The organism is Salinicola sp., from assembly GCF_982684285.1.
Genome location: NZ_CEXLVS010000122.1, coordinates 1 through 12,079 on the forward strand (window position 1 = coordinate 1; position 12,079 = coordinate 12,079).

The 12,079-nt window shown below is 64.4% G+C and carries 12 protein-coding genes; 5 read left to right on the top strand and 7 right to left on the bottom strand.

The features are described 5' to 3' along the window. The coding region (locus AC3AYF_RS11925; protein ID WP_295038835.1) for an elongation factor P hydroxylase at positions 1-401 on the top strand (401 nt) is incomplete at its 5' end. Here the strand turns inward: AC3AYF_RS11925 and AC3AYF_RS11930 are convergent. After that, positions 358-840 carry a hypothetical protein gene (locus AC3AYF_RS11930; RefSeq protein ID WP_295038837.1) on the bottom strand — a complete coding sequence of 161 codons (483 nt, stop codon included), beginning with the start codon at positions 838-840 and terminating at the stop codon, positions 358-360. The genes AC3AYF_RS11925 and AC3AYF_RS11930 overlap by 44 nt on opposite strands. Then, on the bottom strand, positions 837-1,712 hold the full coding sequence (locus AC3AYF_RS11935) for a TatD family hydrolase (protein WP_295038839.1): 876 nt from the start codon (positions 1,710-1,712) through the stop codon (positions 837-839). Before AC3AYF_RS11935 ends, AC3AYF_RS11930 begins: the two co-directional genes overlap by 4 nt. Positions 1,713-1,911: 199 nt before the next feature. On the opposite strand from AC3AYF_RS11935, the gene AC3AYF_RS11940 reads away from it, so the two are divergent. Beyond that, positions 1,912-3,843: an ATP-binding cassette domain-containing protein gene (locus tag AC3AYF_RS11940; RefSeq protein WP_295038841.1), complete on the top strand. Its 1,932-nt coding sequence runs from the start codon at positions 1,912-1,914 to the stop codon at positions 3,841-3,843. 63 nt (positions 3,844-3,906) lie between these two features. On the opposite strand, the gene AC3AYF_RS11945 is transcribed toward AC3AYF_RS11940, so the two are convergent. Further along, the gene (locus AC3AYF_RS11945; protein ID WP_071230430.1) at positions 3,907-4,362 is read right to left on the bottom strand and encodes a universal stress protein; all 456 of its coding nucleotides are present in this window, start codon (positions 4,360-4,362) and stop codon (positions 3,907-3,909) included. Positions 4,363-4,586: 224 nt separating this feature from the next. Between AC3AYF_RS11945 and AC3AYF_RS11950 the strand changes: the two genes are divergently transcribed. Beyond that, positions 4,587-5,108, top strand: coding sequence for a hypothetical protein (locus AC3AYF_RS11950; protein WP_295038843.1), 522 nt, complete (start codon positions 4,587-4,589; stop codon positions 5,106-5,108). Positions 5,109-5,182: 74 nt separating this feature from the next. Here the strand turns inward: AC3AYF_RS11950 and slyA are convergent, their stop codons facing one another. Both slyA and AC3AYF_RS11960 read right to left on the bottom strand, forming a co-directional pair. Beyond that, the gene (gene slyA, locus AC3AYF_RS11955) at positions 5,183-5,635 is read right to left on the bottom strand and encodes a transcriptional regulator SlyA (RefSeq protein ID WP_295038845.1); all 453 of its coding nucleotides are present in this window, start codon (positions 5,633-5,635) and stop codon (positions 5,183-5,185) included. An 86-nt stretch (positions 5,636-5,721) separates the two neighbouring features. After that, positions 5,722-6,849 carry a DUF5924 family protein gene (locus AC3AYF_RS11960; protein ID WP_295038847.1) on the bottom strand — a complete coding sequence of 376 codons (1,128 nt, stop codon included), beginning with the start codon at positions 6,847-6,849 and terminating at the stop codon, positions 5,722-5,724. A 312-nt stretch (positions 6,850-7,161) separates the two neighbouring features. Between AC3AYF_RS11960 and fadB the strand changes: the two genes are divergently transcribed. Next, the gene (fadB, locus tag AC3AYF_RS11965) at positions 7,162-9,327 is read left to right on the top strand and encodes a fatty acid oxidation complex subunit alpha FadB (RefSeq protein WP_295038849.1); all 2,166 of its coding nucleotides are present in this window, start codon (positions 7,162-7,164) and stop codon (positions 9,325-9,327) included. A gap of 26 nt (positions 9,328-9,353) precedes the next feature. Beyond that, positions 9,354-10,529: an acetyl-CoA C-acyltransferase FadA gene (gene fadA / locus AC3AYF_RS11970; RefSeq protein ID WP_295038851.1), complete on the top strand. Its 1,176-nt coding sequence runs from the start codon at positions 9,354-9,356 to the stop codon at positions 10,527-10,529. 88 nt (positions 10,530-10,617) lie between these two features. Here the strand turns inward: fadA and AC3AYF_RS11975 are convergent, their stop codons facing one another. Together AC3AYF_RS11975 and AC3AYF_RS11980 are read right to left on the bottom strand one after the other, a co-directional pair. After that, positions 10,618-11,502: a S66 peptidase family protein gene (locus AC3AYF_RS11975; protein WP_295038853.1), complete on the bottom strand. Its 885-nt coding sequence runs from the start codon at positions 11,500-11,502 to the stop codon at positions 10,618-10,620. Positions 11,503-11,673: 171 nt separating this feature from the next. Beyond that, positions 11,674-12,079, bottom strand: a 406-nt coding sequence (locus AC3AYF_RS11980; protein ID WP_487779776.1) for an EAL domain-containing protein, incomplete at its 5' end; no start/stop codon positions are given.

The window sequence follows — 12,079 nt, forward strand, 5'->3', positions numbered from 1 at the left end:
CCGGCGAGGCACGTCGCCAGCTCGAGGATTACGGCTATTGGTATGAGCCCGACGGTCGGGATGCCGAGCGGCAGGTCGACTTCGAGCGTGTCGAGACTGCGCCCCAGGCGCTGGAGGCGTTACTCAGCGAGGCGTGTTACAAGTCGTTCGAGGTCAGCGTCGACAATCTCGATGGCGTCGAGGTGGACCGAGACGCGTTCAGTGCCAAGGTGGCGGCGCGGGCGGCGCGATACCGACGAGAAGGGATCCCCATAAGGGCACAGGCGCTCATCGATGCGCTCGCCGTCTTCTACTGTGGAGGAGGCGGGATTGAGGCAGCCGTTGCGGCGGGGCGGCAACGGCTGGCGGCGCGCGGCGCTACTCGTCCCGTTGAAGGAGACGCTGATGGAGGTGGAGCATGACCTGGACCTCGTGCTCCGGGCGCAGGGGCTCCAGCCCCATCTCTCCGAACAGCTCGCTGCGGGCCCGTGACCAGTCGCCGGCATCGAGTTCCGGGTAGAGATTCGCCGCCGGGGCAAGCTCGACGAAGGGGTCGACACCGAAGTCGTCGAACATCAGCGACAGGGCGGCTTCATCATCCTGAACGCCCGCCGTATAGAGTGTCTCGCTGAAATGGTCGTTCTCCAGCTCCCTGAGCACGTCCAACGGACTGATGCCGAGATGTCGAAGCTCGTCGAGATCGTAGCCACCGAGGGAGAGCAGCTCGTCGTCCAGCCACTCGTCGTCCGGCTGGATCAGGGTGTGCTTGATCTGACCGTTGGGTAGCGCCCAGGCAATGGCCAGCGGCAGCGAATTGTCGTCGCCGGTCTCGACGGCGATGAATCCTGGATAGTCGGTCATTTGCCAGCGTCCTCGTTCAGCCGAAAGAAGCGCTTGGCCGTCAGCGTGGTTCGATGTGCCAACTCGGCTTCGCTCTCGCCGCGCCAGTGAGCCAGTTCTCTCACTATCCAAGGTAGCAGAGCCGGCTCATGGCGGCGCCCCTTTATCTTCGCCGGCAGGTTGCGCGGCAGCAGGTAGGGGCAATCGGTTTCCACCATCAGGCGTTCGGCGGGGATGTCGGCGACGAACTCGCGGAGATGATGACCGCGGCGTTCGTCGCTGAGCCAGCCGGTCTGGCCGATGTGCAGGTCCAGGTCGAGATAGCCGTGGAGCGTCTCCCGATCTCCGGTGAAGCAGTGCACGACGGCGTCGCCGAGGCGATCCCGCCATTCGCTCAGGATCTCCCGCATGCGCTTCCCGGCATCTCGCTCGTGGAGGAACAGCGGCAAGCCAGACTCCGCCGCCAGCGCGAGTTGCGCTTCCAGGGCGCGCTCCTGGTCCGCGGGAGAGGAAAAGTTGCGGTGGAAATCGAGACCGCACTCTCCCACGGCGACGACCGACTCGTGTCGATGGAGTTCACGCATCGCCTGCTCCAGCTCCGGACACCACTCGGAGGCATGATGAGGATGCAGGCCGGCCGTCGCGTAAAGGCCGGGAAATCGAGTCGCCAGTCGAGCCGCCCTGGTGGCGCCTTCGAGATCCGCGCCAGTCACCACCAGCGTCGTGACATTGGCGTCGGCCGCCCGAGTAAGGGTCGCCTCGAGATCCCGCTCGAAGCTGTCGTGGGTCAGGTTGGCGCCGATATCGACCAGCGGTGACGGCGAGGTGATGCGTAACGCTTCCGGCAGGGGGGTGTCGTGGCCGGATGCTTGCTGCTGTGGCGTGTCGCTCACGCGGCACTCCTTTCGGTCGGGGAGAAGTTTGTCGGCAGGCATTGTAAAGCGCACGGGTCCAGGGGCGAAGCGTAAGCCAATCCATTTCGGCGAGGGTGGGCTGGCAAGGTACAATGCGGGCCGACGACACGCTCGGCCGGAATAGCCATCAAGCTACCCACTCACGTCATTTCGAAGACTCACGATCGCGAGGTCCCACGTGGCTCTGCTACGCCTTGAACAACTGCAACTGGCCTACGGCCACCACACGCTTCTCGATGGCGCGGATCTGGAGATCGAGAAGGGAGAACGCCTGGCGCTGGTGGGGCGAAACGGCACCGGCAAGTCGACCCTCCTGAAACTGATCTCGGGCGACAACCAGGCCGATGATGGCCATATCTGGCGCGCACCGGGACTCAAGATCGGCGTGCTCGAGCAGACCCTGCCGGATGCCGACGAGGCGACGATCTTCGAAGTCGTCGCCCAGGGCCTGCCCGAGACCGGGGAGCTGCTGGCCGAGTATCACCGTCTGGTGGCGATGGCCGAACCGGACATGCGGCGCCTGGAGACGCTGCAGACGCGCCTGGAGGCGCAGGATGGCTGGTCCTTTCACCAGCGTATCGATACCGTGCTGACGCGTCTTGGCCTGCCCGCCGACGCCATGATGAGCGGTCTGTCGGGAGGCTGGCGTCGACGGGTGGCGCTGGCGCGGGCGATGGTGTCGGGCCCCGATCTGCTGCTGCTCGACGAGCCGACCAACCATCTCGATATCGATACCATTACCTGGCTGGAGGAACAGCTGCTGGCGTTCGAGGGTGCGGTGCTGTTCATTACCCACGACCGCGCCTTCCTGTCGAAGCTGGCGACCACCATCCTGGAGCTCGATCGCGGGCGGCTGGGACGTTATCCCGGTGACTACGCCACCTACCAGGCGCAGAAGGCGCACGAGCTGGAGGTCGAGGCTCGCGAGCGCGCCGAGTTCGACAAGAAACTGGCACAGGAAGAGACCTGGATTCGCCAAGGCATCAAGGCACGCCGCACCCGCAACGAGGGGCGTGTGCGAGCGCTCGAGAAGATGCGCAACGAGCGTTCCCGGCGTCGTGAGCGCCAAGGCAAGGCGTCGTTCCAGGTGGATAGCGGCGAGCGTAGCGGCAAGCGGGTCGTCGAGCTGCAGAATGTCACGCAGTACTACGCCGATGCCTGCATTATCCGCGATCTCTCTCTGGAGATTCAGCGTGGCGATCGTATCGGTCTGATCGGGCGCAACGGCGCCGGCAAGACGACGCTGCTCAAGATCCTGCTGGGCGAGCTCGAGCCGAGCGAGGGCAGCGTGAGAATGGGTACCAACCTTTCGGTTGCCTACTTCGACCAGTTGCGCGCCGGGCTCGAGCCGAACAAGAGCGTCTACGACAACGTCGCCCAGGGCAGCGACAAGGTGACGGTGGCGGGCAAGGACAAGCACGTCATCAGCTACCTGCAGGATTTCCTGTTCACGCCCGAGCGCGCAAGACAGCCGGTCAAGGCGCTGTCCGGCGGAGAGTCCAACCGGCTGCTGCTGGCCAAGCTCTTCACCCAGCCGGCCAACGTGCTGGTGCTCGACGAACCGACCAACGATCTGGATGTGGAGACGCTGGAGCTGCTGGAGGAGCTGCTGCTCGATTTCGAGGGTACGCTATTGCTCGTCTCCCACGACCGCGCCTTCATGGACAACGTGGTCACCGACGTACTGGCCTTCGAAGGCGACGGCGTCGTGCGCAGCTACGTGGGTGGCTACAGCGACTGGGTGCGCCAGGGCGGTCGTCTCCCGCCGGCGCCCTGGGAGCTGGCCGAAGCCCGCAAGGCCCAGCAGAAACTGGCCGAGCGGCAGACGGCCCCGAACAGTCAGTCGGCGGCGAAGGCAGATGGCGACAAGCGCCGCCAGAAGCTCTCCTACAAGCTGCAGCGCGAGCTCGACACGCTGCCGGCTACGATCGAGGCGCTGGAGGCGCGGATCGCCGACTTCGAGTCCAGGATGGGGGCGCCGGATTTCTATCAGCAGGATGGCGAGACAGTGAGCCAGGCCATCGAAGCGCTGTCGGACACCCAGGCGGAGCTGGATCGGGCCATGGAGCGGTGGATGGAGCTGGAGGCGATGGCGGAAGGCAGTGGCTGAAGGCGTGGCAGAGTACCTGCTCACCGCCCGCCGTGGGCGGGCGGTGAGTGCGGGGCATCGGCCTCACTCTTCGGTTTCACCATCCTTGCCGACGCGGACCGCCAGTACGTCGCACTCGGCGCCGTGCAGTACGCCGGTCGATGTCGAGCCCAGCAGCAGGGCGAAGCCGTGGCGGCCGTGGGAACCCACGACGATCAGGTCCACGTCGTGCTCCTTGGCGAAGCGCTGGATCTCCGTGTCCGGCATTCCGACCACGATATGCTGATCCTCCCGCGGAATGTCGTAAGGGTCCGAGATATCGGCCAGGCGCTGTGTCGCATGTTCGTCGAGCTGGTCCTGAATGCTCGTCAAGTCCATGGGGATGTCGCCACCATAGGCAAATCCCAAAGGCTCCAGCGTGTGGATGATCGAGAGCTTGGCCTGGTTGCGGCGCGCGATGGGAATCGCTCGTTCCAGGACCTTGTGCGAATCCTTGGTCAGATCCACGGCAACCAGCACGTGATGGTATTCGTTGCTCATCGGGTAATCCCCCGTCCGGCGAATGAACATGGATAACTGTAAGCGCGGCCAATGAACGGCACAACGCTATTTTCGGCAACGACCTGCGGTCAGGCGCCGCAGCCGATCATCAGGCATGTGTTCACGCGACGCAACGTGATGTCACCGCCAAGGCACGATGCATCGTTTCATGTCCGGATCTATAGCGATCACCAAGAAGCCGAGCGCGGAATATAGGAGAATTTATGGCGGTACTGGGGTTTCTGTTGATTGCGATACTACTGATGCTCTCGCCAATGGTGTGGCTGCGGCCTAGTCGTGGCGAGACGCTACGTGGCCAGTTGCGTCGGTACGTCAAGGCCAATGGCGGGGAGTTGAACTTCACCAAGGCGCCGCTGGCACTGCCGAATGTCGCCCTGACGGGGTATCGACTGCGCTACCCGGGCACGGCGTCCGGTAGCGACTTCACGCTGATACGCAACGACGTCGCCAGTGACGCACTGGAGGCGGCAACGGGTCAGTGGCGGTGGCGCCAGGCACCGCTACCGCCGTTGGACGCCGAGCGGTTGCGGTCTCTCGAGCAGTGGCTGGATGCCTTGCCGAAGGATGCGCTGATCGTCGAATCCGGTAAGCACACGATGTGCGTCTGGTGGCAGGAGGCGATGAGCCTGGAGGATTTTCAGCAGGATTGGGCAAACTGGCTGGCCATGCGGGACAGGCTGGCCGGAAGCGGGAAAAAGGCCGAAGTTCCCACCAGGCCGCTATGACGGGCGGCGCCACCCTCCCTGGTGGCATCGCGGTGTCGCGGCGGGTGGGCCGTCTCAGCGCCGGTATCGGGTCGTCAGCTGGCCTTGGCCTGCTCGGATTGGCGTTGCAGCTCCAGACCATTCTTCTCGATGCGGTCCAGCATGCCCTCGAAGATGTCGATCTCGTCCGGCGTGAAGCCACCCAGCATCTCGTCTCGCACCTCGTTGACGATCTTCTCGATCTTTTCCAGGAGCGGTGTCGCCTCGTGGGTCAGGTGCAGCCGTTTGGTGCGTCGGTCCTCGGCGCATGGGCGACGCTCGATCAGGTTCTGCTCAGCGAGCTGGTCCAGCGTCCGCACCAGCGAGGGGGCTTCCACGCCGATGGCTCGCGCCAGGTCGCACTGGGCCTGGCCTCCGCCCATGTTGCGCAGATTCCAGAGTGTCACCCAGCGTGTCTGAGTCAAACCCAGCGGTGCCAGGCGTTCATCGATGACGGCTCGCCAGAGTCGCGGCAAACGTGCCAATTTAGAGCCGATATGCTGTGCCATAGCGGATTACCTGAATCGTGAACGTCCTAACATTCTCCAAAGCGCCGCAGGATAATGCAAGCCACAATGATTGGCGATTAGTCGTCCTATTCAACATTCTTCCCTAATACATGACGAATATTCCATCCGGGGATGCCTGGTGGGCGCTGAATCCTGCCATCGGCGACCGTCGCGTCGTCATTCGCGGCCACCGTGAACCGCACGCTGCCGATACGCTGTCCGGTCTGCGTGATGACGTCCACCTGCCAGCGCCCTTCCGGTTCGCCGGAGAAATTCTGCTTGTGCGTCCAGGCCCGGTAGCCCTGATCGCGTCCGCCATGAATGACCAGCGCAATGCGCTCCACGACGTTACCGTCGTGACGCCAGACGTGATAGATCTTCTCGCGCAGCCCACGGGGGGCCCGTATCGCCGTGTAAACGTAGAGTCCTCGCGACCGAAGCGCCTGGGGCGTCAGCACCATGCTGCCGCTGGGCTCTCGGGCCGCCGTGTCGAAGCCGGGGGAGAGCGCGCTGCCGGATAGCCACAACGTCGCCGGCGGTATCCAGGTGCGCCCGGTCCAGGCGATGCCGCCCAGAATGATCAGCAGCCCCACCATGGCAAGCCAGCGAGTGACGCCGCCAGATCCCAGGAGTCCCAGGACGCTGGGCAGACTGAAGAACATCATTGCCAGGATCGACAGCACCAGGCTCTCGCCGGTGGTCAGGCTCAGCATGATCGGGAGCGTGACCAGCATCACCACGAACACGCACAGCGAGTGGAGCAGGAAGTAGAGCCAGCGGTGGCGGTTGGAGAGTCCGAAGTACAGCGGGTCCAGAATGGCGAGAATCGAACAGGCGATCAGTAGCCCGGTGAACACCGCCTGACCGCTGGTCCAGATGGTGGTGGCGAGGAAAAACGGCAGGCAGAAGAACAGTGTCTCCTGATGCACCATCTGCGCGATGAAAGTCGCCGCCGCGCGAGGTAGCGCCGCGTTGCGTCCCCGCCGCGACAACCATTTGCTGGCAACGCTCTCGATGATCAACAGCGCCCAGGTCAGCACCAGACCCAGCGCCAGCACGCCACCCAGCCACTGCTGTCGATTGACCAGGAAAAAGCCGAGCAGTCCCAGCACGAACGCGATGGGAGGCCAGGCCCAGTGGTAACGGCGTAAACGAGTGACAAGTGGTTCCAGCCGAGCCAGTATCGGGGGCGTCACGGTTTCTTTCACGGCCACGGTCCGGGCTCCTTCGAATCGACTCACGGGGGGGACGCACGGTCGGTTATCCGGATGAGGAGCACCGACCGGTCGACGGGCGGAACATTCTAGCGGTTGGGGATCCATTTTGCGCGAAAGCGGCGGACGTGGATTTCTGGCGCCGGCCAGACCCTCGCTATCGTCAAAGGGTGAAGACGGTGGTGCGAGACTTTGGTTGAGCTTGACGACCCTTGTCGCGCGGCTCAAGCTCTCGATATTCAAACAGTCGTATGATTCGCCCCGTCGTCGATGGCGAGGGGCCTTTTCGCAGTCATGGCACGGAGATTTCCCATGCTCTATCAAGGCGATGCCATCCGGGTCGAGGTCCAGGACGGCGGTATAGCGCTGCTGACGTTCGACCTCAAGGATGAAGCGATCAACAAGCTGTCGTCTGCGGTCATTGGCGAGTTGTCGCTGGCCGTCGACGCCCTGGAAGCCGAGACCGGCCTGAAGGGGCTGATTGTCGCCAGCGCCAAGGACGTATTCATCGTCGGCGCGGACATCACCGAGTTTCATGCCATGTTCGCCAGGGACGAGTCGTTCCTGGTCGACATGAACACGCGCATCCACGCACTTTTCAACCGTATCGAGGACCTGCCTTTTCCGACCGTCACGGCGCTCAACGGCCTGGCGCTGGGCGGTGGCTGCGAGCTCAGCCTGACCACCGATTTCCGCGTCATGGCGGAAACCGCGCAGATCGGGCTGCCCGAGACCAAGCTGGGCATCGTGCCGGGGTGGGGTGGCTGCGTCCGCCTGCCGCGTCTGATCGGTGCCGACAATGCCATCGAGTGGATCGCTGGTGGCTCGCAGAACGATGCGGAGACGGCCTTCAAGGTGGGCGCCGTCGACGACGTCGTGCCTCAGGACAGGCTGATGGCTGCAGCCCGGGACATACTCGACAAGGCCAACGCCGGTGATTTCGACTACCGCGCGCGTCGCACCGAGAAGGGGTCGCCACTCAAGCTCAACGCGGTCGAGCAGATGATGGCGTTCGAGACCGCCAAGGGCTACGTCGCCGGCAAGGCGGGGCCGCACTACCCGGCACCGATCGAGGCGATCCGCGTCATCCAGAAAGGGGCGGGCGAGGGCCGCGAGCGAGCGCAGGCGATCGAGGCCCAGGCGTTCGCGAAGCTCGCCAAGACCGACGTCTGCTACAACCTCGTCGGCCTGTTCATGAACGATCAGGCGGTCAAGAAGAAGGCCAAGCAGTACGAGAAGAGTGCCGGAACGGTCGCCCAGGCCGCCGTGCTCGGCGCGGGCATCATGGGAGGCGGGATCGCCTACCAGAGCGCCTACAAGGGCACGCCGATCCTGATGAAGGACATCAAGCCGGAGGCGATCGAGCTGGGTCTGAAGGAGGCTCGCAAACTGCTGACCAAGCAGCTCGAGCGCGGCAAGCTCAGTCAGTCCAAGCTGGCGGAGGTGCTGAGCAACATTCGCCCGACCCTCTCCTACGGCGATTTCGATCACGTCGATCTGGTGGTCGAGGCGGTGGTCGAGAACCCCAGGATCAAGTCCGCCGTGCTGGTCGAGGTCGAGGCCAGCGTCTCGGAAGATACCATCCTTGCCTCGAACACCTCGACGATCTCCATCGATCGGCTGGCGGCCGACCTCGAGCGGCCGGAAAACTTCTGCGGCATGCACTTCTTCAATCCGGTGCACCGGATGCCGCTGGTCGAAGTCATTCGCGGCGCCAGGACCTCCGACGCCGCGGTCGCCGCGACGGTCGCCTACGCCCGCCAGATGGGAAAGACGCCGATCGTGGTCAACGACTGCCCCGGCTTCCTGGTCAACCGTGTGCTGTTTCCCTACTTCGGTGGCTTCAGCGGCCTGGTCGAGCACGGGGTGGACTTCGAGCGCGCCGACAAGATCATGGAGCGCTTCGGCTGGCCGATGGGCCCCGCCTACCTGCTTGATGTGGTGGGTATCGACACGGCCGTTCACGCCAGCGAAGTGATGGCGGAAGGTTTCCCGGATCGCATGGCCCACGATGGCAAGTCGGCGATTCAGGTCATGCTCGACAACCAGCGCCTGGGCCAGAAGAACGGTAAGGGCTTCTACGTATACGAGGAAGACAAGAAGGGCAAGCCGAAGAAAGTCCACGACGACGAGGCGCACCGACTGGTGGCCGGGGTCGCCCGTGAAACGCGTGAGCTCTCCGACGACGAGATCATTGCACGCATGATGGTGCCGCTCTGCATGGAGACGGTGCGCTGTCTCGAAGACGGTATCGTCGGGTCGCCCGCCGAGGCGGACATGGCGCTGATCTACGGTATCGGCTTCCCGCCGTTCCGCGGTGGCGCGCTGCGCTACATCGACGCGATGGGCGTGGCCGAGTTCGTGGCGATGGCCGACCGGCTCGCCGATGAGCTCGGTGCGTTGTATGCACCGACGGCCCGGCTCAGGGAGATGGCCGCCAGCGGCGAGCGTTTCTACCCTGACGCCAGCGATCGCTGAACCCACCACCAATCGGAGTCACAGTCATGAGTTTGAACGCTAGAGATGCCGTGGTGGTCGATGCCGTGCGCTCGCCCATGGCCAAGGCCAGGAACGGCGCCTTTCGTCACGTCCGCGCCGAGAACCTCTCCGCCGCGGTGATGCAGGCGCTGTTCACCCGCAACGACAAGCTCGACCCCGCGGGCGTCGACGACATCCTCTGGGGCTGCGTCAACCAGACCCTCGAGCAGTCGATGAACGTTGCGCGCAACGCCGCCATCCTGACCGGCATTCCCCGCTCGGTGCCGGCACAGACCATCAACCGCCTGTGCGGCTCGTCGATGAGCGCGTTGCATATCGCGGTGGCCAATATCCGTGCCGACATGGGCGATTGCTACCTGATCGGTGGCGTCGAGCACATGGAACACGTGCCGATGACCCACGGCGTCGACGTCAATCCGGCGGCCAGCAAGACGACCGCCAAGGCGGCGATGATGATGGGGTTGACCGCCGAGCTGCTGGGCAAGATGCACGGCGTTACCCGCGAACAGCAGGATCAGTTCGGGTTGCGCTCCCATCAGCGCGCCAGCGAGGCCAATCGCCTGGGCTATTTCGACAACGAGATCGTGCCGATCGAAGGTCACGATTCGCAGGGCTACCGTAGCTTGATCAGACACGACGAAGTCGTGCGAGAGGACGCCACGCTGGAGCAGATGGCTTCGCTCAAGCCAGCATTCGATCCCAAGAATGGCACCGTCACCGCGGGCACGTCTTCGGCGCTCTCGGTCGGCGCTTCGGCGCTGATGGTGATGAGCTACGAGCGGGCCAAATCGCTGGGGCTGAAGCCTCTCGCCAAGGTGGTATCGACCGGCGTGGCCGGATGCGATGCCTCGATCATGGGCTACGGCCCGGTGCCGGCGTCACAGAAGGCGCTCAAGGCCGCCGGGCTCCAGATCGGCGATATTCAGACGGTCGAGCTCAACGAGGCCTTTGCTGCCCAGTCCATCCCGGTACTCAAGGATCTCGAGCTGCTCGATCGGCTCGACGACGCCGTCAACCTGCACGGTGGCGCGATTGCCCTCGGCCATCCGCTGGGCTGTTCCGGGGCGCGTATCTGCACGACCTTGCTCAACGTGATGCGCCAGCAGGACACCACGCTAGGTCTGGCCACCATGTGCATCGGCATGGGGCAGGGCGTCGCCACGGTATTCGAGCGCGTGTAAGGTTCGAATCCGCGATCAGGGGGCCCAACCGACGACTGCCGCCTCGCCTGTGCGAGGCGGCTTTTTTTCGTCGGCTGCAACCAGCGACTCAGGCGCGAAACTGCAGTCGGCTGTCGGCGATCCGTCCCGTGGCACCATAGCGCCAAGGCAGGTTATCACGACCGTGGCCGATGGGGAGACCGGCGTAGAGCGGCAGGCCCCGGGGTGTCAGCCACGCTTCGAACAGCGTCTCTATTTTCAGGTCCCCGTAGGGTACGCAGTTGTCGAAAGTACCGATGCAGACGGCAGCCGCCTCATCCAGCGCGCCGGAGTAGGCCAGTTGCCAGAGATCGCGCTCGAGCCGGTAGTAGGGCTCGCCGACGTCCTCCAGAATCACGATGGCGCCTGGCGGTGCTTGGAACTCCAAGGGGGTGCCGGCAACGCTGGCCAGGGTCGAGAGATTGCCTCCGACCAGCGGCCCTTCGATGGTGGCGGAGGCGGTTGCCGTGATGGGCGTCAAGGTCACGCTCTCGGCAGGTCGGCCCTCGAGGAGTGCGAGCAGCGCGCCGAAGTCGCGATGGCTGGCGGCACGCAGGGCAGGATCATCGGCCGTGAGCTTCACGCCTTCCTTCATTACCGGGCCGTGGATCGCCGGCAGCCCATGGCGGTGGCACTGATCCAGCAGCACACTGAGGTCGGAGTAACCGATCAGCGGTTTGGACGGCAGCCGCTGCCAGTCGATCTCGGTGGCCAGGTGCGCGCAGCCGTAGCCGCCGCGAACGGCCCACACGGCATCGGTGTCGGGATCGGCGTAGGCCTCGTGGAGCGTCTTCAGGCGATGGTCGACATCGCCGGCCAGATAGCGATGCCGCTTCTGCAGCTGGGCGGGAAAACGCACCTCGATGCCGAACCGCTGCAAGGCTTCCGCGGCCTGGTCCAGTATCTCGGGGCGGGTGAACGATGCAGGGGCTATCAGGCTGAACGTCGTTGACATGGGAGGCGTCGTCGCAGGCTCGTCGAGAGGGAAAATGGAGTCCGATACGTTACGTCAGTGCCGCCTGTGGCGCTACCGGCTCGACCTCCTGCACCGAGTCCGCCTAGGTCACGATGCCGGTCAGGGCGAGGCAGAACGCCTCGAACCAGAGCGGGGCGGCGCTGTTCCGTGTCAAGGCTGCTCCCCCAGGCGCTCGATCAACTGAGCCATCTCCATGGGGCGGCCCAGGAAGTAGCCCTGGTACTGCCTGACGCCCAGGGTTTGCAGCAGATGCCACTGCTCCTCGGTTTCCACGCCCTCGGCGACGGTGTCCATGCCGAGCAGGTTGCACAGGCCGACGATGCCCGCCAGCAGGTGGCGTGAACGTTGGTCCGTCTCCAGGTCATGCATGAAACTGCGATCGATCTTGATGGTGTCGAAGGGAAGCCGCTTGAGATAGCCCAGCGAGGAGTAGCCGGCGCCGAAGTCGTCCATCGCCACCCGGAAACCCTGGCGCCTGAGATGCTCGATCCTGGCTTCCGGCGCCTGCGTGTTCTCCAGGAAGACGGACTCCGTCACCTCCAGCTCGATCTGGTCG

Excerpts from the sequence above, each read along its gene's own strand:
- AC3AYF_RS11950 (WP_295038843.1), top strand. The coding sequence starts at position 4,587 with ATGGCGGTACTGGGGTTTCTGTTGATTGCGATACTACTGATGCTCTCG.
- slyA (WP_295038845.1), bottom strand. The coding sequence starts at position 5,635 with ATGGCACAGCATATCGGCTCTAAATTGGCACGTTTGCCGCGACTCTGG.
- fadB (WP_295038849.1), top strand. The coding sequence starts at position 7,162 with ATGCTCTATCAAGGCGATGCCATCCGGGTCGAGGTCCAGGACGGCGGT.
- AC3AYF_RS11930 (WP_295038837.1), bottom strand. The coding sequence starts at position 840 with ATGACCGACTATCCAGGATTCATCGCCGTCGAGACCGGCGACGACAAT.
- AC3AYF_RS11975 (WP_295038853.1), bottom strand. The coding sequence starts at position 11,502 with ATGTCAACGACGTTCAGCCTGATAGCCCCTGCATCGTTCACCCGCCCC.
- AC3AYF_RS11945 (WP_071230430.1), bottom strand. The coding sequence starts at position 4,362 with ATGAGCAACGAATACCATCACGTGCTGGTTGCCGTGGATCTGACCAAG.
- fadA (WP_295038851.1), top strand. The coding sequence starts at position 9,354 with ATGAGTTTGAACGCTAGAGATGCCGTGGTGGTCGATGCCGTGCGCTCG.